General features: G+C 73.3%; 21 protein-coding genes and 1 riboswitch. Of the genes, 9 read left to right on the top strand and 12 right to left on the bottom strand.

Features of this window, described 5'->3' with window-relative positions; all coding sequences use genetic code 11:
• The first annotated feature begins 44 nt into the window (after positions 1-44).
• Positions 45-1517, top strand: coding sequence for a protein adenylyltransferase SelO (locus O2V63_RS08895; RefSeq protein ID WP_269167180.1), 1473 nt, complete (start codon positions 45-47; stop codon positions 1515-1517).
• Positions 1518-1549: 32 nt separating this feature from the next.
• Here the strand turns inward: O2V63_RS08895 and O2V63_RS08900 are convergent, their stop codons facing one another.
• Both O2V63_RS08900 and O2V63_RS08905 read right to left on the bottom strand, forming a co-directional pair.
• A complete protein-coding gene (locus O2V63_RS08900) occupies positions 1550-2377 on the bottom strand; it encodes an alpha/beta hydrolase (RefSeq protein ID WP_269167181.1) in 828 nt (275 codons plus the stop codon).
• 174 nt (positions 2378-2551) lie between these two features.
• Positions 2552-3037, bottom strand: a complete 486-nt coding sequence (locus O2V63_RS08905) for a PH domain-containing protein (RefSeq protein ID WP_269167182.1) — start codon at positions 3035-3037, stop codon at positions 2552-2554.
• A 151-nt stretch (positions 3038-3188) separates the two neighbouring features.
• Here O2V63_RS08905 and O2V63_RS08910 point away from each other — a divergent pair, with 151 nt between their 5' ends.
• Positions 3189-3806 carry a nucleotidyltransferase domain-containing protein gene (locus tag O2V63_RS08910; RefSeq protein ID WP_269167183.1) on the top strand — a complete coding sequence of 206 codons (618 nt, stop codon included), beginning with the start codon at positions 3189-3191 and terminating at the stop codon, positions 3804-3806.
• A 35-nt stretch (positions 3807-3841) separates the two neighbouring features.
• On the opposite strand, the gene O2V63_RS08915 is transcribed toward O2V63_RS08910, so the two are convergent.
• The 6 genes from O2V63_RS08915 to O2V63_RS08940 form a co-directional block, all read right to left on the bottom strand.
• A complete protein-coding gene (locus O2V63_RS08915) occupies positions 3842-4744 on the bottom strand; it encodes a hypothetical protein (protein ID WP_269167184.1) in 903 nt (300 codons plus the stop codon).
• Between the two features lie 21 nt (positions 4745-4765).
• Positions 4766-4917, bottom strand: a riboswitch (cyclic di-AMP (ydaO/yuaA leader).
• A gap of 157 nt (positions 4918-5074) precedes the next feature.
• Complete coding sequence (locus O2V63_RS08920; protein ID WP_269167185.1) at positions 5075-6049, bottom strand: quinone oxidoreductase family protein; 975 nt, start codon at positions 6047-6049, stop codon at positions 5075-5077.
• 4 nt (positions 6050-6053) lie between these two features.
• A complete protein-coding gene (locus tag O2V63_RS08925; RefSeq protein ID WP_269167186.1) occupies positions 6054-6413 on the bottom strand; it encodes a hypothetical protein in 360 nt (119 codons plus the stop codon).
• Positions 6410-7291, bottom strand: a complete 882-nt coding sequence (locus O2V63_RS08930; RefSeq protein WP_269167187.1) for an extradiol ring-cleavage dioxygenase — start codon at positions 7289-7291, stop codon at positions 6410-6412. Before O2V63_RS08930 ends, O2V63_RS08925 begins: the two co-directional genes overlap by 4 nt.
• Complete coding sequence (locus tag O2V63_RS08935) at positions 7284-8108, bottom strand: citryl-CoA lyase (RefSeq protein WP_269167188.1); 825 nt, start codon at positions 8106-8108, stop codon at positions 7284-7286. The genes O2V63_RS08930 and O2V63_RS08935 overlap by 8 nt, the downstream gene beginning before the upstream one ends.
• On the bottom strand, positions 8105-9292 hold the full coding sequence (locus O2V63_RS08940; protein ID WP_269167189.1) for a CaiB/BaiF CoA transferase family protein: 1188 nt from the start codon (positions 9290-9292) through the stop codon (positions 8105-8107). Before O2V63_RS08940 ends, O2V63_RS08935 begins: the two co-directional genes overlap by 4 nt.
• Before the next feature lie 220 nt (positions 9293-9512).
• On the opposite strand from O2V63_RS08940, the gene O2V63_RS08945 reads away from it, so the two are divergent.
• Positions 9513-11015 (top strand): amidohydrolase family protein, encoded by a 1503-nt coding sequence (locus O2V63_RS08945; RefSeq protein WP_269167190.1) that lies wholly within the window; start codon positions 9513-9515, stop codon positions 11013-11015.
• 72 nt (positions 11016-11087) lie between these two features.
• On the top strand, positions 11088-11918 hold the full coding sequence (locus tag O2V63_RS08950) for an IclR family transcriptional regulator domain-containing protein (protein WP_269167191.1): 831 nt from the start codon (positions 11088-11090) through the stop codon (positions 11916-11918).
• A 16-nt stretch (positions 11919-11934) separates the two neighbouring features.
• On the opposite strand, the gene paaZ is transcribed toward O2V63_RS08950, so the two are convergent.
• The 3 genes from paaZ to paaK are packed head-to-tail and all read right to left on the bottom strand — an operon-like array spanning position 11935 to position 15967.
• A complete protein-coding gene (gene paaZ, locus O2V63_RS08955; protein WP_269167192.1) occupies positions 11935-13992 on the bottom strand; it encodes a phenylacetic acid degradation bifunctional protein PaaZ in 2058 nt (685 codons plus the stop codon).
• The gene (locus O2V63_RS08960) at positions 13989-14615 is read right to left on the bottom strand and encodes a TetR/AcrR family transcriptional regulator (protein WP_269167193.1); all 627 of its coding nucleotides are present in this window, start codon (positions 14613-14615) and stop codon (positions 13989-13991) included. Before O2V63_RS08960 ends, paaZ begins: the two co-directional genes overlap by 4 nt.
• Positions 14615-15967: a phenylacetate--CoA ligase PaaK gene (paaK, locus tag O2V63_RS08965; protein ID WP_269167194.1), complete on the bottom strand. Its 1353-nt coding sequence runs from the start codon at positions 15965-15967 to the stop codon at positions 14615-14617. Before paaK ends, O2V63_RS08960 begins: the two co-directional genes overlap by 1 nt.
• Before the next feature lie 222 nt (positions 15968-16189).
• On the opposite strand from paaK, the gene paaA reads away from it, so the two are divergent.
• Genes paaA through paaE form a run of 5 tightly spaced genes read left to right on the top strand, consistent with a single transcriptional unit; the run spans position 16190 to position 20082 of the window.
• Complete coding sequence (paaA, locus tag O2V63_RS08970) at positions 16190-17155, top strand: 1,2-phenylacetyl-CoA epoxidase subunit PaaA (RefSeq protein WP_269167195.1); 966 nt, start codon at positions 16190-16192, stop codon at positions 17153-17155.
• Positions 17155-17547: a 1,2-phenylacetyl-CoA epoxidase subunit PaaB gene (paaB, locus tag O2V63_RS08975; RefSeq protein WP_442929009.1), complete on the top strand. Its 393-nt coding sequence runs from the start codon at positions 17155-17157 to the stop codon at positions 17545-17547. The genes paaA and paaB overlap by 1 nt, the downstream gene beginning before the upstream one ends.
• A 14-nt stretch (positions 17548-17561) precedes the next feature.
• Positions 17562-18470, top strand: coding sequence for a 1,2-phenylacetyl-CoA epoxidase subunit PaaC (gene paaC / locus O2V63_RS08980; protein WP_269167196.1), 909 nt, complete (start codon positions 17562-17564; stop codon positions 18468-18470).
• Positions 18471-18475: 5 nt separating this feature from the next.
• Complete coding sequence (gene paaD, locus O2V63_RS08985; protein WP_269167197.1) at positions 18476-19006, top strand: 1,2-phenylacetyl-CoA epoxidase subunit PaaD; 531 nt, start codon at positions 18476-18478, stop codon at positions 19004-19006.
• Complete coding sequence (gene paaE, locus O2V63_RS08990; protein ID WP_269167198.1) at positions 19006-20082, top strand: 1,2-phenylacetyl-CoA epoxidase subunit PaaE; 1077 nt, start codon at positions 19006-19008, stop codon at positions 20080-20082. The genes paaD and paaE overlap by 1 nt, the downstream gene beginning before the upstream one ends.
• 50 nt (positions 20083-20132) lie before the next feature.
• On the opposite strand, the gene O2V63_RS08995 is transcribed toward paaE, so the two are convergent.
• On the bottom strand, positions 20133-21320 hold the full coding sequence (locus tag O2V63_RS08995) for an aldose epimerase family protein (protein WP_269167199.1): 1188 nt from the start codon (positions 21318-21320) through the stop codon (positions 20133-20135).
• Positions 21321-21373 lie beyond the last annotated feature (53 nt).

Genomic DNA, 21373 nt, shown 5'->3' on the forward strand with positions numbered 1-21373 from the left:
TGCGGCGACTGGCCGCTCCCGGGATCCGACGTAGCCTCGGTGGGGTGAGTCTCGCACCGGCACCGACCCTCAGCCTGGACCACCGCTTCGCCCGGGAGCTGCCGGAGCTGGCCGTCGCCTGGCAGGCCGACGACGCCCCGGATCCCCGGCTGCTCCTGCTCAACGAGCCGTTGGCCGCCGAGCTCGGGCTCGACCCCGCCGCGCTGCGGACCGCCGACGGGCTGCGCCTGCTGGTCGGCACCGCCGTCCCGGCCGGGGCCACCCCCGTCGCCCAGGGCTACGCCGGGCACCAGTTCGGTGGCTTCGTCCCGCGGCTGGGCGACGGCCGGGCGCTGCTGCTCGGCGAGCTGACCGACGTGGAGGGCCGGCTGCGCGACCTGCACCTCAAGGGCTCCGGGCGCACCCCGTTCGCCCGCGGCGGCGACGGGCTGGCCGCGGTCGGTCCGATGCTGCGCGAGTACGTGATCAGCGAGGCGATGCACGCCCTCGGCATCCCCACCACGCGCTCCCTGGCCGTGGTCGCGACCGGGCGCTCGGTGCGCCGGGAGACGCTGCTGCCCGGCGCCGTCCTGGCCCGGGTGGCGAGCAGCCACCTGCGGGTGGGCAGCTTCCAGTACGCCCGGGTCAGCGGGGACGCCGAGCTGCTGCGCCGGCTGGCCGACCACGCGATCAGCCGGCACCACCCGGACGCCGCGCAGGCCGAGAACCCGTACCTGGCGCTCTTCGCCGCGGTGGTCACCGCCCAGGCCGAGCTGGTGGCCCGGTGGATGCAGGTGGGGTTCGTGCACGGGGTGATGAACACCGACAACGTGACCATCTCCGGCGAGACGATCGACTACGGCCCGTGCGCCTTCCTGGAGGCCCACGACCCGGCCACGGTGTACAGCTCGATCGACCACGGCGGGCGCTACGCCTACGGCAACCAGCCGATCGTGGCCGAGTGGGACCTCGCCCGGCTCGCCGAGGCGATGCTGCCGCTGTTCGCCGAGGAGCAGGAGCAGGAGCGGGCGATCGAGCTCGCGGTGGCGGCCCTGGGTGAGTTCCGGCCGCAGTACGACGCCGCCTGGTCGGCAGGGATGCGGGCCAAGCTGGGCCTGCCGGAGGGGCTGGACGACGCGGTGGCCGCGCCGCTGGTCGAGGAGTTCCTGACCCTGCTGCAGGCCGGCCACGTCGACCACACGTCCGCGTTCCGGCTGCTCGGCGCTGCCGCCCGCGGCGACGTCGACCCGGTCCGCAACCTCTTCCTCGACCTGGCCTCGTTCGACGCGTGGTCGGAGCGCTGGCGCGCACTGGCCCCGGACGCCGACGCCATGGATCGGGTGAACCCGCTCTACATCCCGCGCAACCACCTCGTCGAGGAGGCGCTCACCGCAGCGACCGCAGGCGACCTGGCCCCGCTCGGTCCCCTGCTCGACGCCGTGACCCACCCGTACGCGGAGCGGCCGGGCCTGGAGCGGTACGCCACCCCCGCCCCCGCCGACTTCGGCGCCACCTACCAGACCTTCTGCGGCACCTGACCCGCGACGACAGAAATGGCCATTTCTGTCGGTCAGGGGTCGGTGGTCAGGTTCGCGAGTTCGACGACGGCGGTGACCAGTTGGTCGCCGTCCAGCAGGACGGCGTCGTTGTGGTCGGCGCCGGGCACCTCGACCGTGCGGTGCAGCTGCCCGGCGGCAGCGGCCACCGCTCTGCTCTGCTCCGGCGGCACGATCGAGTCGGCGGTGCCGAGGACGACGGTGGTGGGCACCTCGACCCGGGCGACGTGCTCGGCCACCGGGTAACTGTCGCGCAGCAGCAGCCGGACCGGCAGGAACGGGTAGTGCTCGCGGCCGACGGAGGCCAGGTCGACGAACGGGGAGCGCAGCACGAGCCCGGCCGGCGGGTGGTCGACGGCCAGCTCGGTGACGACGCCGGCGCCCAGGCTCTCCCCGTAGTAGAGGAGCCGCTCGGCCGGGACCCCGCCGTCGGCCAGCAGCCAGTCGCGCGCCGCGCGGACGTCGAGGGCCAACCCGGCCTCGGTCGGGCTGCCCGGGTTGCCGCCGTACCCGCGGTAGTCGAACAGCAGCACCGCCAGCCCGGCTGACGACAGCGCCCGGGCCAGCGGCGCCCGGACCCCGCGGTGGCCGCCGTTGCCGTTGGCCACGAGCACGGCCGGTGCGTCGGCCGTCGGGCCGGGCACGAACCACGCGCCGAGGGTCAGCCCGTCGGCGGTGGTCAGCTCGACGTCCCGGCCACCGGGGACGGCCTCGGCAGCGGGCGGCACCGGGCCGGCGTCGGGCAGGTACACCAGCCGGCGCTGGAACGTCCACAGCAGGCCGACTACCACGACCAGCACGATCGCACCGATCAGCGCGGCCCGGAGCAGCGACCGCAGCACACCCACATCGTGGCGCTGCGGTGCCGGACCCGCCAGCACCGGCGCCCGCAGCCGGCCGTGCTTCCAAGCCCCAGGACCCCTGACGCCAGACCCGCCGATACAGACCGGGCAGTGGTGCCGGAGTGTCCCTGAGCGGCCCACTCCGGGACACCGATGGACACGACGGCCCAGCATCTACTGGGAGCGGTGGTCGCGCAGCCAGTGCAGCAGTTCCGCCGACTGTTCCTCCAGCGCCCGACGCTGCCCGGGTAGCGGCAGACTTTCGGTCGCTGCAAGGGGCACGGTGGCTCCGTCCTTCAGGTGCACCACGAGTCGGCGGTTGGACCCAACCCCCATCGTCCAAGCCAAGGACACTCGCTCGATGTCCGCGCGCTGCAATCGGCGGGTGCTCAGCCGGTTCCGGACCTCCAGCCAACCGTCAGCCAGCGCGGAGGCGTGGCTCAGAGTTCCGACTGCGGCGTACGCGCCGCCCCCCACCGCCACGGCGACCAACGCGGCCGCAAACCACACCGGAAGGTCGGCGGTGAGGGCGAGAGGTATGAGGAGGATGGCCGCCACCAGAGCAATGCCACTCACTGCACGCGCGAGCGGAAGGGGGCGTAGCTCTACGACGACATCCCGGCTGGTCACAACGGCCAGCCTGGCAGCGGCGTCTGCCACCGGCACTGATCGTCACCCATCAGTGAACGAACCCAAGCGGCCAGCCACCGCCGTGTCCCGTGAGCCGCCCTGTGGGCGGTGTCCCTGAACGGCCCACGGGGGGCACCACGGCGACAGCCCGCAGACGGCGGTCGTCGGCTAGCGTGCGGCCGTGCCAGGCGACATCGAGAGTTGGAGTCCCCTGTCCATCCCTGCGGTGGTGGATGTACTGGGCGGGCTGTCGGTGCCGTGGTGGATCGCCGGGGGCTGGGCGCTGGATCTGTTTCTAGGTCGGTGCACCCGCCCTCACGCCGACACCGACGTGCTGGTTCTGCGGCGCGACCTTCCCGAGGTTCGTGAGGTGTTGCGTGGCTGGGACGTTCACGCAGCTGACCCGCCCGGCATGCTGCGTCCGTGGCCGATCGGCACGACTCTGCCTGCGTCGGTGCACGACATCTGGTGCCGGCCAGAGCCGGCTGCGCCTTGGGCACTGCAGCTGATGGTCGATGACACCGACGGTGAGGAATGGATCTACCGGCGGGACCCCCGTATCCGCCGGGCAGTGTCGGAGCTCGCTGGGCCCACCTCCACCGACGAGCTGCTCATCCTCGGCCCCGAGGTCCAACTGCTGCACAAGAGCCACAAGCCACGACGCAAGGACCTCGATGACTTCCACGCGGTCGTCGACGTCCTGGACGGCCGCCAGCGTCACTGGCTGCGGAGCGCACTGATGCTCGTCGCGCCGCAACACGCCTGGCACAGCGAACTGGAAGCTGCCCAACAGCCCTGAGGCCGCCCTGTGGGCGGCCGTTGCCGACCGTGTCCCTAGCGGTAGTTGACGTGCGGGTGGTCGAAGTGGTTCGCCGTCACGCTGCCCCGGTCCTCCATCTGCTTCCAGGAGCCACCGGGCGAGGAGAGCATCCGCTGCTCCCAGATGATGTAGTCGACGCCGAGCTCGGCCCAGTTGGCCACGTGGTAGGCGACGATCGCGTCACCGAGGGCGGCGTTGGACATGACCATGTAGTCCACCGCCAGCCCCGACGGGTGACCGTGCGGGTCGGCAGCGCTGGGCCGGGTGCCGCCCAGGGTGATCGAGCCGGCGCCGGGCACGTTGCTGACCACGGCGTTCGCGGCAGCTTGCGCCTGCGGCTTGATCGGTCCGGCGGAGTTGTTGATCTTCGCGGTCGCAGTCACCGCGGTGCCGGGGGTCGCGGCCGCCGCGGCGGCGGGCTTGGCCGCGGTCCCGGCCCGTGCCGGAGCAGCGGCGGCTGCCTGCGCCTCGGCCTCGGCCTCGGCGGCAGCGGCGGCCTCGGCGGCGACCCGAGCGGCCTCGGCCTCCGCGGCAGCCGCGGCCTCGGCGGCGAGGCGTGCTGCTTCCGCCTCCGCTGCCTGCTGGTCGAGCACTGCCTGGTCGGCCGCGGCCTGGGCCTGCTGGGCGGCGGTCTGCTCGGCCTCCCGGGTGGCCCGGCTGGCTGCCAGCTCCTCGAGCGGCCGGAGGTCCTCGGTCCCGTCGACGGCGCCGGACTGGGCGGCCAGCCCCAGCTGCTCGGCGACGCTCACCGGCTGGGAGGCCACGGGGTCGGCCTGGGCCGCTGGGCCGACGCCGACGACGACGTTGACCAGGACGGCCCCGGCCGCCGCGATGCCCAGGTACAGCCCGGGGCGGCGGATGCCGGCCGGCGGACGGCGTCGGCCGGTGGCGGCAGAGGTGGTGGTGCGGGCGCGCATGGGCAGGAGTGCTCCGTACAGGTGTCTTCCGTGTGCCGCCTACCAGGTCAGCTGACGGGTTCGGGCGGGAAGCAGCCCTACCCTGCCCGGACGGTCGTCCGGGCGCGGGATTCACCCCAGTGGTGCGGTGGGTCCCCGGCTCGCCCCGGAGGGCGACTCGGCGGCGTCCGGTCGGGCTCCCCGGGTGGGGACGTGGCGACCGACTGGACCCGGCAAACCTAACGGCGTGATCTGATCGTGACAATCCGTTGCGCGCATTTCATCGGGTGACGGTGGTCGCGTCACTCTCCGGGCACACGCGTCCCATCCGTCACCACCGGCGGTGTCCGGTCAGCGCGCCGACAGCTCGATGACGGACCGGCTCCCGCCCCCGGCGGCGGTGGCCGCCCAGGCCTCCTCGACCCGCGCCAGCGGGAGGACGGCGTGCTCCACCCGGAGCTGCCCGGCCGCGGCGTGCCGCAGCACCGCGGTCAGCGCGGCGGCCCGCTGCTCGCCGGTGAGCGCGTTGTTGGTGTAGCCGAGCACGTCGATGCTCCGGCTGCGCAGCACGGCGGAGGAGAACTCGGCGGCGTCCCCGGCCGCGCCACCCAGGTTGACCAGCCGCCCGCCGGGCGCCAGCACCGAGCACGCGGCCGCCGCCACGGCGCCGAACACCGGGTCGACGACGAGGTCGACGTCCGAGCCGACCGTCTGCCGGATCCGCGCAGCCAGGTCGCCGCCGTCCCCGGTGAGGACGACGTCCTCGGCGCCGGCCCGGCGAGCACGGTCGGCCGCGGACGGCGAGCGACAGACCCCGACCACCCGCCCGGCCCCCAGCGCGCGGGCGGCCCCCAGCGCGGCCTGGCCGACCGCGCCTCCGGCACCGAGAACCAGAACCCGCTCCCCGGGCTGCAGCCGGCCGCGCCAGGTCAGCGCCATCCAGCCGGCGACCGCCGACAGGCCCAGCGCCGCCACGACCGGGTCGGGCAGGTCCCCGGCGAGCCGGACGACGTCGGCGTCCGGCACGGCGCAGAACTCACCCAGGCTGCCGTCGCCGGGGCTCATCCCCGCCGAGGTGGCGAACCAGACCCGGGTGCCGGGTGTCAGCGCCGCCGACGACACCACGACCCCCACCCCCTGCACGCCGGGCACGTAGGGCACGGCCGGGCGGCCGAAGTACGACGTCCCGGAGGCGCAGAGCAGGTCCAGCGGCACGACCGGGGCGGCGGTCACCCGAACGAGGGTCCGGCCCTCGCCGGGCACCGGGTCCGGGTGCTCGGCGAGGGCGGGCGGCTCGCCCGGCCGGTTCAGGACGGCAGCGCGCACCGGCTCAGGTCGCGATGTCGGGGTAGGGCATGGAGATGTGCTCCATCGCCTTCCCGTAGGCGCGCTGGTACTCCATCGGCCCGTGGTCGCGCTCGAACAGCGCGATGAACAGCGTGAGCGTCAGGAACGGGTGCGCGCCCATCTCGAACAGTGCGACGTGGTCGTGCTCGGCCAGCGCCCGCCGCTCCTCGTCGGTGAAGGCCAGCCAGGTGGTCTTCTCGGCGGGGATGCAGTTGAGGACGGTGTTGGCCATCTCGGCCTCCCACCAGGTCACCGTGCCGGCCGGGTCCTCCCGGTAGCGCTCGGTCAGCTCGGGGTCGCGGTCGACGGTGAACAGGAACTTGTCCAGCAGGTACTTGCTCATGCCGACACCCCGCCCGTGCTCGGTACCCCGTTGGGGTACCAGGTGAAGTACGCCTCCATGGTGTGGAACAGGTCCAGGGTGTCGACGTGGTCGGCCTTCGCGCCCTCGCCGGCCACGCCCATCATCAGCATGAAGTCCATGAACCCGTGGGTGGCGTTGCCCGGGTGGTGCAGGGACTCCAGGGAGACCTCGGCCAGGCACCCCTCGATGTCCCCGCTGGCGATCCACTCGACGGCCTTGCGGTCGAACTCGGGGTCCGGCCCGTGCTCGCCGAACTGCCGCGGCCCGCCCAGCTCCAGGGACAGGTGCCCGGTGCCGATCACCGCCACCCGCTTGTCGCTCTCCCAGGACTCGACCATCTCCCGGATCGCCCGGCCCAGCTGGACGAAGCGCTTCGGCTGCGGCAGCGGCGGGGCGAAGATGTTGGTGTAGACCGGCACGATCGGCAGGTCGGCCTGCGGGCGCAGCGTGATGATCGGGCAGGTGATGCTGTGGTCGATCCGCAGCTCGTTGCTGAACGCCAGGTCGAAGTCCCGGTCCAGCCCGTCCCGCAGCAGGTGCGCCGCCAGGTCCTCCTCGCCGCGCAGCGTCATCTTCGGCAGCCCGAACTCGCGCTCCTCGTTGTGGAAGTTGGCGTCGAAGAACGGCGCCTTGCCCACCAGGAACTGCGGCATGTTGTCCAGCCAGAGCTGGTGGAAGTGGTCGCTGCCGACCATCACCAGGACGTCGGGCTCCGCGCGGGTGAGCGTCTCGCGGAACGCCTCGATCTTCGCCACCCACTCGTCGGCGAACGGCGGCCGGTCGGCGCCGGTGGCGGTGCTGGCCCGGTAGTAGAAGGGGTGGTGGGTGGACGCGATCACCGCGGCCAGTTCAGCCATGACTGTCTCCGTTGAGGTCAGGGAGGTACGGGTCGGGGGCGACGGACCGGTTGTTGAGGTCCACGGACAGGAAGACGTCGTTGGCGACCGGGTGCCGCAGCTCCTCGGCCAGCTGCCCGATCAGCCCGGCCGTGCGGGCGAGCAGGGCGAAGCCGCGGAGCAGCTCCAGCGGCAGGCCCAGGTCGGCCAGCGCCGCACCGCACACCCCGGCCCCGTTGAGCGGCAGTGTCTTGCCGAGCACCTGGGGGTGGACCCGGCCAATCGCGGCGAACAGCGACAGGTGCGGGCCGAACAGCCCCTCCTCGGTCGCGATCTCGAACAGCCGGGGGGTGCGCGGGTCGCCGTCCTTGTGCACGTGGTGGCCGAGCCCGGGGACGAAGCGTCGTGCCGCCCGCTGGGCGGTCACCGTCTCCAGGGCCAGGGCGTCCCAGCCGGCGTCGTCGGTCGGCAGCGCGCCGTCCACGCCGGTCAGCACGTCGTCCAGGAAGCGGCCGGAGTCCTCCGTGACCCCGAGGAACCGGGAACCACCGCCGAGCAGGCCGGCGGCGAGCGCCCCCTGCACCGAGTCCGGCGCCGACAGGTAGGTGAGCCGGGTGACGATCGCGGTGGGGGTGAAGCCGTGGTCGGCGAGCGCGGCCAGCACCGCCTCGAAGACCCGGGTCTCCCCCGGCGTGGGCCGCCGCTGGGTGGCCAGCCAGAAGGCCAGCTCGCCGAAGCCGACGGTGCCCATGACGTCGCGGGCGAGGTCGGTGCCCAGCAGCGTGATCGACTCGCGGCTGGAGGCGCCCAGCGCCGTCGGGTACTCGGGGGTGGTCACGCGTCCTCCTCGGTGGCCAGCCACCGTCGCAGCTCGGCACCGTGTTCGTCCAGGGCCGGCGGCGGCAGCCGGTAGTCGGCCGGGGTCTCGGAGAAGGTGATCGGGTGGCGGACCGAGGGGACGCCCGCCTCGCCCTCCCCCACGGTCACCACCGGGTCCAGGCCGATCGACTCGGCGAAGGCCACCCCCTGGTCGACGGTGTTGATCGGCCCGCAGGGCACGCCCGCGGCGATGATGTCGTCGAACCAGTCCCGCTTGGACCGGGTGCTCAGCCGCTCGACCAGCAGCGGGCGCAGCTCGTCCCGGTTGGCCGTCCGGTCCTCGTTGCGGGCGAACCGCGGGTCGTCGGCGAGCTCGGGCACGCCGAGCACCTCGACCAGCCGGCGGAACTGGCCGTTGTTGCCGGCGGTGATGATCAGGTCGCCGTCGGCGCACGGGAGCGGCTCGTAGGGGAACAGGCTCGGGTGGCTGTTGCCCATCCGGTACGGGACGACGCCACCGGCGACGACGGCGCTGGCGTGGTTGACCAGCCCGGACAGCGCCGAGGACAGCAGGTTGACCTCGACGTGCTGGCCGCGGCCGGTCTCGTGCCGGACGTTCAGCGCCGAGAGCACGCCGATGGTGGCGTGCAGCCCGGCCATCACGTCGAAGACGGAGATGCCGGCCCGGAACGGCTCGCCCTTGGGGTCGCCGGTGAGGCTCATCAGGCCGGAGATCGCCTGCACGATCAGGTCGTACCCGGGCAGCGGCGCACCGGCCGGGCCGCTGCCGAAGCCGGTGATCGAGGCGTAGATCACGCCGGGGTTGGTCGCGCTGACGCTCGCGTAGTCCAGGCCGAAGCGGCCCAGGCCGCCGGTCTTGAAGTTCTCGATCACGATGTCGGCGCGGCGGGCCAGCTCCTGCGCGGCGGCGGCGTCGGCGGGGTCCTTGAGGTCCAGGGCTATGGAGCGCTTGTTGCGGTTCACGCCCAGGTAGTAGGTCGACACCCCCTCGCGCACCGGCGGCGCCCAGCTGCGGGTGTCGTCGCCGCCGGGGCTCTCCACCTTGACCACCTCGGCCCCCATGTCGGCCAGCAGCATGGTGGCGTAGGGCCCGGCCAGGACCCGGGAGAAGTCGGCCACCAGCAGGCCGGAGAGCGGCCCCCGGCCCGGCGAGCTGCCGGGCGGCAGTGGGTGTTCGGTCATCGGGTGTGGCCCCTCGAGCGGTGCAGCGCCGTCAAGCGGACGGGCGTCCGGAGTGACGCCGAGTCTCGACACGTCCGACAGCCGCTGTCAACCGGAAGTCGTCACAGCTCCGTTCGCCTTGACATGTGGTCGCAGTCACCCTGACAGTGGGCTGGTCGCCAGGCTGACCGTTGTGCGGACATTCGTCCGCGACAGTCCGGTGACGGCCTGGAGGTAGACGATGTCCCAGCCCGACACCGACGTCGCGGGGCAGGCGACCGACCGCCCGGTCGTGCTGCGCAACGGCACCGTGCTGACCATGGACGACGCGCACACCGTGCTGCCCGACGCCGACGTGCTCGTCGTGGACGGGAAGATCGCCGCCGTCGGCCCGCAGCTCGACGTCCCGGCCGGGACGCTGGAGATCGACGCGCAGGGCGGCGTCGTGATGCCCGGCATGATCGACACCCACCGGCACATGTGGCAGACCGCGATGCGCGGCTACGGCGCCGACTGGACGCTCACCCAGTACTTCGTCTGGTACTACCTCGAGCACGGCAAGGCCTTCCGCCCCGAGGACGTGTACGCCGGCAACCTGCTGTCGGCCTGGGACGCCGTCGAGGCCGGGGTGACCACCACGGTCGACTGGTCGCACGGGTTGCAGACCGTCGACCACGCCGAGGCCGCCGCCGACGCCCTGCTCGCGGTGCCCGGCCGGTTCCTGCTGGCCTACGGCAACATCCAGGCCGGTCCCTGGGAGTGGGCCACCGACCCGGCCGTGCAGGCGTTCCTGAAGCGCCGCCAGGACGAGGGCAAGCTCGGCCTGCAGCTGGCCTTCGACGTCACCGGCGACCCGGCGTTCCCGGAGAAGCCGGCGTTCGAGGTGGCGCGTGAGCTCGGCCTGCCGGTCACCACGCACGCCGGTGTCTGGGGGGCCACCGGCGACGAGGGCATCCGGCTGATGCACGAGAACGGCTTCATGACCCCCGAGACGGTCTACGTGCACGCGGCCACGCTGACCACCGACTCCTACCACCGGATCGCCGCGACCGGCGGCTCGATCTCGGTGTCCACGGAGTCCGAGCAGAGCGCCGGGCAGGGCTACCCGCCCACCTGGCAGGTGCGCAGGCACGGGATCCCGGTCTCGCTGTCCATGGACACCAGCGTGTGGTGGAGCAGCGACCTGTTCTCCGCGATGCGCAGCACGCTGGGCGCCGACCGGTCGCGGGAGCACCTGGAGGCGCACGCCCAGGGGCAGACGGTCACCCAGGTGCACCTGCGGGCCGAGCAGGTCGTCGACTGGGCCACCCGCGGCGGCGCGCTGGCGCTGGGCCGGGACGACCTGGGCAGCCTGGAGCCGGGCAAGCAGGGCGACGTCGTGCTGATCAAGAACGACCGGTCGCCGGTCTCCTTCCCGCTGCTGAACCCCTACGGGCACGTGGCCTTTCAGGCCCAGCGCGGCGACGTGCACACCGTGCTCGTCGGCGGCCGGGTCGTGAAGCACGAGCACCAGCTGGTCGGCGCCGACCTGGCCGCGGTGCGGCGGACCGTCGACGCGACGGTCGAGCACCTGCAGTCGACCCTCGGCCCGGAGGCGTGGGCGGCGGGCATGAACCCGGCGCTGCCGGACGACGACGTGCTGGACAACCCGTACACCTACACCGAGTACAAGTCCCACTCCACTCACGGAGCGCGGGGCAACGTGTTCGGCGAGCCGTCGCTGGACCAGCACAGCTCACACTGAACACCCGTCGCACCGCGCCGGCCCGGCGCGGTGCGACGCACCAGCAGCAACGGGACGGGGAGGTGGCACACAGTGGCAGGACGGGGCACGGGGCCGGACTTCGTGGAGGCGCTCGCGCGCGGGCTGGACGTGCTGGCCTGCTTCGACGCCGACCACCCGGTCATGTCACTGAGCGACGTCGCGACCGCCGCCGGGCTGGCCCGGCCGACCGCGCGACGGCTGCTGCTCACCCTGGAGGAGCTCGGCTTCGTCCGCTCCTCCGCCGGTGCCTTCCGGCTCACGCCCAAGGTGCTCACCCTCGGCATGGCCTACGTCGGGGCGCTGGGGCTGTGGGAGATCGCCCGCCCGCACCTGGAGGCACTGGTCGCGCAGACCGGTGAGTCCTCCTCGATGGCCCAGCTGGACGGCTCGGACATCGTCTACGTCGCCCGGGTCGCCGTCCCGAAGCTGATCACGCTGCGGGTGGAGATCGGGACGCGCTTCCCCGCCGTGCAGACCTCGCAGGGCAAGGTGCTGCTCGCCGGCCTCTCCCCCGCCGAGCTGGAGGCCACCCTCGCCCAGCCCAGCCGGGCCGGGCTGCCGACCTACATCGGTCGCTCCGCCGACCAGCTGCAGACCGAGCTGACCGAGGTCCGCGCCCGTGGCTGGGCACTGGCCGACGAGGAGCTGGCCCCGGGCGTCCGCTCGGTCGCGGTCCCGGTCCGGGACGGCGCCGGCGCCGTGCGCGCCGCGATGAACGTGACGGTGCACGCCGCGGAGACCTCGACCGACCGGCTGCTCACCGAGCACCTCCCCCGGCTGCTGCGCACCGCCGGCGACGTCAGCGCCGAGTGGGCGCTGTGGCAGACCCGGCCGCACGTCGAGGTCACCCGCCGGCCGGACGGCTCGACCGCCGCCGGCTGAGCCCCTCTGCCGCCGATCAGCTCGGGTCGGCCGCCGGGGGCCAGGTCTTCGCGACCATGGTGAGCACGTCGTAGGTGGCCACCGGCTGTCCGTCGCCGTCCACCACGACCGCGTCCCAGCGGACCTCGCCGTGGTCGGCGCCGCCCCGCGGGGTGATCTGCTTGGCGGTGAGGGTGACCGTCAGCTCCGCGCCGGGCTTGACCGGGGTGAGGAACCGCAGGTTGTCGACCCCGTAGTTGGCCAGCACGGGGCCCGGGTCGGGGTCGACGAACAGGCCTGCGGCCCAGGAGACGATCAGGTAGCCGTGCGCGACCCGCCCGCCGAACAGCGGGTTGGCCGCGGCGGCCGCCTCGTCCATGTGGGCGTAGAAGGTGTCGCCGGTGAACTCGGCGAAGTGCTCGATGTCGGCGAGGGTGACCGCGCGTGGCCCGGCGGTCACCGAGTCCCCGATCCGCAGCTCGGCCAGCGACTTGCGGAACGGGTGCACGCCGTCGTCGGTGCGCGCGGCGCCGGTCACCCAGCGCCCGCCGATCGTGGTCAGCATGTCCGGCGAGCCCTGCACGGCGGTGCGCTGCATGTGGTGCAGCACCCCGCGTATGCCGCCGAGCTCCTCGCCGCCACCGGCCCGCCCCGGGCCGCCGTGCACCAGCACCGGCAGCGGGGAGCCGTGGCCGGTGTTCTCCCCGGCGTCGTCCCGGTCCAGCACCAGGATGCGGCCGTGCGCGTGCGCGGCGCCGAGCACGAACTCCCGGGCGACCGCCGGGTCGTGGGTGACGATCGAGCCCACCAGGCTGCCCTGACCGCGCGCCGCCAGCTCGACCGCGTGCGCCACGCCGTCGTAGGGCAGCACCGTGCTGACCGGCCCGAACGCCTCGACGTCGTGCGGCTCGCGGGCGGAGAGGTCGTCGCAGCGCAGCAGCATCGGCGGCAGGAAGGCCCCCCGGTCGCGGTCGGCGCCGACCACGGAGAAGTCGTCCGGGTCCCCGGCGACCAGGTCGGCGACCCCGCGCAGCGCCTTCACCGCGCGGAGCACCTCCTGCCGCTGGTCCAGGCTGGCCAGCGCGCCCATGGTGACGCCCTCGGCGCCCGGCGCACCGACGACGACCTCGGCGAGCTTCGCCCGGGTGGCCTCCACGACGTCGTCGGCCAGCTCGCGCGGCACCAGCGCTCGGCGGATGGCGGTGCACTTCTGCCCCGCCTTGACGGTCATCTCGGTGACCAGCTGGTCGACGAACAGGCCGAACTCGGGGGTGTCCGGGGTGGCGTCGGGGCCGAGAACCGCGCAGTTGAGCGAGTCGGCCTCGGCGTTGAACCGCACCGAGTTCGCCACCACCGCGGGGTGGCTGCGCAGCTTGCGGGCGGTGGACGCCGAGCCGGTGAAGAAGACCAGGTCCTGGCCGGCCAGTCCGTCGAGGACGCCGGCGGCGCTGCCGGCCAGCAGCTGCACGCTGCCCTCGGGCAGCAGGCCGCTGTCGACGATCGAGCGGACGACGGCCTCGGTCAGGTAGGCGGTCTGACTGCCCGGCTTCACCACGGTCGGCACGCCGGCGATGAAGGCGGGGGCGTACTTCTCCAGGAAGCCCCAGACCGGGAAGTTGAACGCGTTGACCTGCACCGCGACCCCGCGCAGCGGCGTGTACAGGTGCTGGCCGAGGAAGGTGCCGCCCCGGCCCAGCGGCTCGGGTGCCCCGTCGAGCACCACGGTGTCGTCGGGCAGCTCCCGGCGTGCCTTGCTGGCGTAGGACAGCAGCGTGCCGAAGCCGCCGTCGACGTCCACCGCGGTGTCCCGGTCGGTGCACCCGGTGCGCCGGGAGAGCGCGTAGAACGCGTCCTTCTCCGCCATCAACCGCAGGCCCAGCTGCTTGAGCAGCGCGGCGCGCTGGTGGAAGGTCAGCTCGCGCAGCGCCGGACCGCCGACCGAGCGGGCGTGGTCGAGCATCGCCGGCACGTCCAGCCCGGTGCTGGACACCCGGACGACTGTCTCGCCGGTGACGGCGTCGGCGATCGGCGTCCCCTCGTCGGAGGCGGTGTACCAGCGGCCGGCGACGTAGCTCGGCAGCAGCGGTGCGGTCATCGGAGCGCCTCCGGAGGGACGGGTGCGGCTGCGGTGCGCAGGCCGCTGAAGGTGGTCGTGACCAGCGCGTCGGCCAGCGCCTCGGCGTCCAGGCCACGACCGGGGCGGTACCACTCGGTGAGGGAGTTGACGGTGCCGAACAGCAGCCGGCTGGTCACCGCGGGGTCGACGTCGGGCCGCACGTCGCCCTCCGCCTCGGCCGCGCGGACAAGGTCGGTGACGATCCGGTCGAACTCGCGGCGCCGGTCCAGCGCCTCGGACTCGACGGCGGAGTTGCCGCGCACCCGCAGCAGCAGGGTGACGAACGGCAGCTGGGTGGTCAGCACCCGCACCGACCCGCGGACGACGTGCTCCAGCCGGTCGATGGCCGGGCCGTCGAGCGCCCCCGGCTCGTCCAGGACGGCGAACAGCGCGTTCAGCGCGCGGTCCAGCGCCAGCCGCAGCAGCTCCACCTTGCTCGGCACGTGGTGGTAGATCGCCGACTTGGTGACGCCGAGCCGGGCCGCCAGCTCGTCCATGCTCGTCGCCTCGTACCCACGCTCGATGAACACAGCCACCGCGGTGTCCAGCAGCGAGTCCAGCGAATGGCCGGGCCTCCCCCGCCGCGCCGGGATCACGGTCATCAGCGCTCCCGGCGGTCGGTCAGCCGCTGCAGCTTGCCCACCGAGCGGGCCAGCGTCTCCGGGTCGACGACGGACACCTCGACGGTGATCCCGATGGTGTCCTTGACGGCCGTGCCGACCTCCTGGGCCGCAGCGTCGCGCCGGTCGGCCGGGCAGTCCGGGCGGGCCTCCACGTGCACGGCCAGGTGGTCCATCCGGCCGCGGGTGGTCAGCTCGAGGGAGAAGTGCGGGGACAGCCCCGGGGTGCGGAGCACGACCTCCTCGATCTGCGTCGGGAAGACGTTGACCCCGCGCAGGATGATCATGTCGTCGGTCCGGCCGGTCACCTTCTCCATCCGGCGCATGCCCGGCCGGGCGGTGCCCGGCAGCAGCCGGGTCAGGTCACGGGTGCGGTAGCGGATGACCGGCATCGCCTGCTTGGTCAGCGAGGTGAACACCAGCTCGCCCTGCTCCCCCTCCGGCAGCACCTCGCCGGTGTCCGGGTCGATGACCTCCGGGTAGAAGTGGTCCTCCCAGATGTGCAGGCCGTCCTTGGTCTCCACGCACTCCTGTGCGATGCCGGGGCCCATCACCTCCGACAGCCCGTAGATGTCGATCGCCTCGATGTCCAGGCGCTCCTCCATCTCCCGGCGCATCTCCTCGGTCCACGGCTCGGCGCCGAAGATGCCGATCTCCAGCGAGCAGGCACGCGGGTCCAGGCCCTGCTTCTCGAACTCGTCGATGATCGTGAGCAGGTAGGACGGCGTCACCATGATCACCCGCGGCTGGAAGTCCTGGATCAACTGCACCTGGCGCGGGGTCATGCCACCGGAGACCGGGATGACCGTGCAGCCCAGCTTCTCCGCGCCGTAGTGCGCCCCGAGCCCGCCGGTGAACAGCCCGTACCCGTAGGCGTTGTGCAGCTTGTCCCCGGCGCGGCCGCCGGCCGCCCGGATGGAGCGGGCCATGACGGTGGCCCAGATGTCGATGTCGTCCTCGGTGTAGCCGACGACGGTCGGCCGTCCGGTGGTGCCCGAGGAGGCGTGCACCCGGCGGACCTCTTCCTGCGGGACGGCGAACATCCCGAACGGGTAGTTCTCCCGCAGGTCGGCCTTGCCGGTGGTCGGGAAGCGCGCCAGGTCGGCGAGTTCGCGGCAGTCGTCGGGGTGCACCCCGGCGGCGTCGAACGCCGTCCGGTAGTGCGGGACGTTCGCGTAGACGTGCCGCAGGGTCCACTGCAACCGTTCCAGCTGCAGGGCGCGCAGCTCGTCGACGCCCATCCGCTCGGCCGGGTCGAGCAGCGCCGGGTCCGGCGCCGAGCCCAGCCGGCGGGAGCTCTCGTCGGTGCCCGTGGTCCCGGTCGCTGTGGTCATGGGCTGTGTCCTCCGCGGTCGCCGAGCGTCGTTGCCGGCCGTCCGGCCGGGCGCACGCAGCGCCCAAATACCGTCCAGGTGGTCAGTAACCAACTCCTCACCGGGACGGCTGTCAACCCGCGCCGCGCCGTCCGGCGGGGACGGCTTGTGCCTCGCCGCGCCAGGGTGGACACTGAATACCGACCGCATGGTCAGTAAATGATCGCCCAACGAGGGGACGTCATGTCTGCGCCGACGCTGGACCGCCCGACTCCGGACGAGACCGTGCTGCAGCAGCAGTTCGACGCCACGATCGCGGCCGACCACCGCATCGAGCCGCGCGACTGGATGCCCGAGGGCTACCGCAAGGGACTGATCCGGCAGATCGCCCAGCACGCCCACTCGGAGATCATCGGCATGCAGCCCGAGGGCGACTGGCTGCTCGCCGCCCCCAGCCTGCGGCGCAAGGCGATCCTGCTGGCCAAGGTGCAGGACGAGGCCGGCCACGGGCTGTACCTCTACTCCGCCGCCGAGACCCTCGGCGCCGACCGGGCCGACCTCACCGACAAGCTCATCGAGCGCAAGCAGAAGTACAGCTCGATCTTCAACTACCCCACGCTCACCTACGCCGACGTCGGCGTCATCGGCTGGCTGGTCGACGGCGCGGCGATCTGCAACCAGGTGCCGCTGTGCCGCAGCTCCTACGGGCCCTACGCCCGGGCGATGATCCGGGTCTGCAAGGAGGAGTCCTTCCACCAGCGGCAGGGCTACGAGCTGCTGATGACGATGATGCGCGGCACCGACGCCCAGCGGGCGATGGTGCAGGACGCCGTCGACCGCTGGTGGTGGCCCTCGCTGATGATGTTCGGCCCGCCGGACGACGACAGCCCCAACTCGGCGCAGTCGATGGCCTGGGGCGTCAAGCGGCACAGCAACGACGAGCTGCGCCAGCGCTTCGTCGACATGACCGTGCCGCAGGCCGAGGTGCTCGGCGTGACCCTGCCCGACCCCGAGCTCGCGCTGGACCCCGGGACCGGCCGCTACCGCTTCGGCGCCATCGACTGGTCTGAGTTCAAGCAGGTGCTGGCCGGCAACGGCCCGTGCAACGACGAGCGGATCGCCCGCCGCCGGGCCGCCCGCGACGACAACGCATGGGTCACCGAGGCGGCGACCGCCTACGCCGACAAGCACGCGGCCGTGAGCGCCTGATGAGCGACGCAGCTGCCGGCGGGCCGATGGGCGACGTCACCGCCGAGGGTGGGCACGGCGCCGTCCCCACCGGGCCGGGCGTGCCGGTGGCCGACCAGCCCGCAGTCAGCAAGCGCGACTGGCCGCTGTACGAGGTGTTCGTCCGCGGCAAGCGCGGGCTGAACCACGTGCACGTCGGCTCGCTGCACGCCCCCGACGACGAGATGGCCGTGCACGCCGCCCGCGACCTCTACACCCGGCGCAACGAGGGCGTGAGCATCTGGGTCGTGCAGGCCAACGACATCACCGCCTCCAGCCCGGACGAGAAGGACCCGCTGTTCGCCCCCAGCGGCGACAAGGTCTACCGGCACCCGACGTTCTACGAGATCCCGGAGAACGTCCCCCACATGTGAGCGGAGCGAACTCCATGCACGAAGAGACCGTGTACGAGGCGTTGGACCATGCGCACGGGGGCGAGGGGCAGTGGGCGTTCGGCACCGGCTTCGACGAGCCGCTGGCCGGGGTCGACACCACCGTGCCCGAGGGCATCGACCCGGCTGACCTGGGCGCGTACTGCCTGATGCTCGGCGACGACGCACTGGTGCTGTGCCAGCGGCTCACCCAGTGGGTGACCAACGCCCCCGAGCTCGAAGAAGAGGTCGCGCTGGCCAACTGCGGGCTGGACCTGCTCGGCCAGGCCCGGCTGCTGCTGGCCCGGGCGGGGTCGGTCGGCGTGCTCGGCCGCAGCCGCGAGCGGGCGACGGCGAGCATCCCCGACGAGGACGCACTCGCCTACTTCCGCGACCCCGACGAGTTCCGCCACTCCGGGCTGGTCGAGGCCCCCAACGGCGACTTCGGGCAGACCGTCGTCCGGCTGCTGGCCGCCTCCGCCTGGCGGTTGGCACTGTTCGCCCGGCTGCGCGAGTCCCGCGACCCGGTGCTCGCCGCGATCGCCGCCAAGGGCGTGCCCGAGCTGACCTACCACCGCGACCACGCCGCCCGCTGGGTGCTCCGGCTCGGCGACGGGACGCCGGAGTCGCACCGCCGCACCCAGGCCGGGGTCGACGCCGTCTGGCCGCTGCTCGCCGACCTGTTCACCGCCACCGACGTCGAGACCCGGCTGACCGCCGCCGGGGTGGCCGTCGACCCGGCGGAGCTCGCCGACGAGGTGCGCGACGTGCTGACCCTGGTGCTCGAGCGGGCGACCCTCACCGCGCCCGAATGGCCCACCCCGCAGCCCAGCCGCGGCCGCGCCGGTGAGCACAGCGCGGACTTCACCGCGCTGCTCACCGAGCTGCAGTCCACCGCCCGCGAACACCCGGCCGCGACCTGGTGACCGCGATGACGTCGACCCCGAGGGGCCAAAGTCGCGATTTTGGCCCCTCCGACGCGCGGGCGGTGGCGGAGACGGTCACCGACCCCGAGCTGCCGATGCTGACCCTGGCCGACCTCGGCGTACTGCGCGACGTCCGGGACGAGGCCGGCACGGTGGTCGTGGAGATCACCCCCACCTACTCCGGCTGCCCGGCGATGGGCGTCATGCGCGCCGACCTGGTGCACGCGCTGCACCGGGCCGGGTTCGCCGACGTCGACGTCCGGACGGTCCTCTCCCCCGCCTGGAGCACCGACTGGATCAGCCCGGCCGGCCGCCGCAAGCTGGCCGCCGGCGGCATCGCACCCCCTGGCGACGCGCCGGTACGCCACACGGGCCCGGTGCCGCTGCAGCTCGGCCCGTCCCGCCGGACGGCGAGCTGCCCGCAGTGCGGGTCGGCCGACACCGAGGAGATCAGCGAGTTCAGCGGGACCGCGTGCAAGGCGATGCGCCGCTGCCGGGTCTGCCTGGAGCCCTTCGAGCACCTCAAGGAGATCTGATGACGGCCCCCGCCCGCCGGCGTCCGCAGTTCCACCCGCTGAAGGTCGCCCAGGTCGAGCGGCTCACCGACGACGCCGTGGCGGTGACCTTCGACGTCCCACCGGAGCTGGCCGAGGACTACTCGTTCCGCCCCGGCCAGGCGCTGACCCTGCGCCGGGTGGACGGGGACCGCGACGAGCGACGCTCGTACTCCATCTGCGCCCCGGTCGGCGCCGCACCCCGGGTCGGGGTCCGCGAGGTGCCCGGCGGCTTCTTCTCCGCCTACCTGGTCAACGAGGTGCGGCCGGGCGACGAGATCGAGGTGCTCCCCCCGTCGGGCACCTTCACCGCCGACCTGTCCGTCCCCGGCGACCACGTGTTCGTCGTCGCCGGGTCCGGGGTCACGCCGGTGCTCTCGCTGGCCGCCACCGTGCTGCGGGACGGCGAGTCGACGGTCACCGTCTTCTACGGCAACCGCCGCACCAACACGGTGATGTTCGCCGACGAGCTCGCCGACCTGAAGGACCGCTACGGCACCCGGCTGCAGCTGGTGCACGTGCTCTCCCGCGAGCCGCGGGACGCCGAGCTGACCAGTGGCCGGCTGGACGGCGACCGGCTGCGCACCCTGGTCGACGCCTTCACCGACGCGCCGCTGGTCGACCACTGGTGGCTGTGCGGCCCGCACGGGATGGTCACCGACGCCCGCGAGCTGCTCACCGAGCTGGGCGTGCCGACCGAGCGGGTGCACCAGGAGCTGTTCTACGTCGACGACCTGCCGCCGGAGCCGGTCCGCGGCGACGACCAGACCGTCGAGGGCCCCAGCAGCTCGGTGACGATCGTGCTGGACGGCCGCACCACCACCCTGACGCTGCCGCGCGGCGTGCCGGTGCTCGACTCCGCGCAGCAGGTGCGCGGCGACCTGCCGTTCGCCTGCAAGGGCGGGGTGTGCGGCACCTGCCGGGCCCGGGTGACCGACGGCGAGGTGGAGATGCGCCGCAACTACGCGCTGGACCCGGGCGAGGTGGACGCCGGGTACGTGCTGACCTGCCAGTCGCTGCCGCTGACCGACGAGGTCACCGTCGACTACGACGCCTGACGTCGCCGGCTGCGAGTGGGGAGCCCCACCCGCAGCCGGCGACCCGGCCGTCAGTTGTCCAGGATGAACACCGTGGTGCTCTGGTACTCCTCGCCCGGCTGCAGCTCCGTCGAGGGGAACTCCGGCTGGTTCGGGGAGTCCGGGAAGTGCTGGGTCTCCAGCGCCAGCCCGTCACCCTGCCGGTAGACGCTCCCGCCGGTGCCCACGATCGTGCCGTCGAGGAAGTTGCCCGAGTAGAACTGCAGGCCCGGCTCGGTGGTGGCGATCGTCAGGGTCCGGCCGCTGTCCGGGTCGTGCAGCACGGCGGCCTTCTCCAGCGCGTCCTCGCTGTCCGAGCCCTCGCGCGCGCCGTCGTCCTCGCGGTCGAGCACCCAGTTGTGGTCGTAGCCCTGGCCGTACAGGATCTGCTGGTCGGCCACCCGGATGCGCTCCCCGATCGCGGTGGGCTCACGGAAGTCGAACGGCGTGCCCTCGACCGGCGCGATCTCCCCGGTGGGGATGAGCGTCTCGTCGACCGGGGTGTAGGCGTCGGCGTCGATCATCAACTCGTGGTCGTAGATGGTCCCCGAGCCCTCACCGGCGAGGTTCCAGTAGGTGTGCTGGGTGAGGTTGACGACGGTCGGTGCGTCGGTGGTGGCCTCGTAGCGGACGGCCAGCCGGTTGTGCCGGTCCATGGCGTAGGTGACCGCCGTGGTGAGGGTGCCGGGGAAGCCCTGGTCGCCGGCCGGGCTGACCAGCTCCAGCCGCAGCGCCGCGACGTGCTCGTTGCCGACCGGGGTGGCCGTCCACACCCGGTCGTCGAACCCGTCGGGACCGCCGTGCAGCGTGTTCGGGCCGTCGTTGAGCGGGAGCTGGTAGGTCTCGTCCTCCAGGTCGAAGGCGCCGCCGGCGATGCGGTTGCCGTAGCGGCCGATGATCGAGCCGAAGTACGGGTCGGCGTCCGAGGCGTAGCCGGCCACGTCGGGGAAGCCCAGGACGACGTTCTCCACGTCCCCGTCCTCGTCGGGCACCTCCAGGGTCTGGATGACGCCGCCGTAGGTGAGCACCCGGACCGTCATGTCGCCGTTGCTCAGCGTCCAGCGCTCGACCGGGGTGCCGTCGGGCGCGGTGCCGAAGGGCTCGACGGTCGTGCTCGCGGAGCCGCGGTCGGAGCCGCCGCCGCGCCCGGGGTGCCCCTCGCCCGCAGCGGCCGGTGCGGCCGCGCTGCCGACGAGGAGGCCGGTGCTGAGGGTGGCCACCAGGGGCCAGTGGCGCCGTCGGTGCCGTCGGCTCGCCGCGGCGGCCGGCTGAC

This window comes from Modestobacter sp. VKM Ac-2977, assembly GCF_026968045.1.
GTDB lineage: Bacteria > Actinomycetota > Actinomycetes > Mycobacteriales > Geodermatophilaceae > Modestobacter.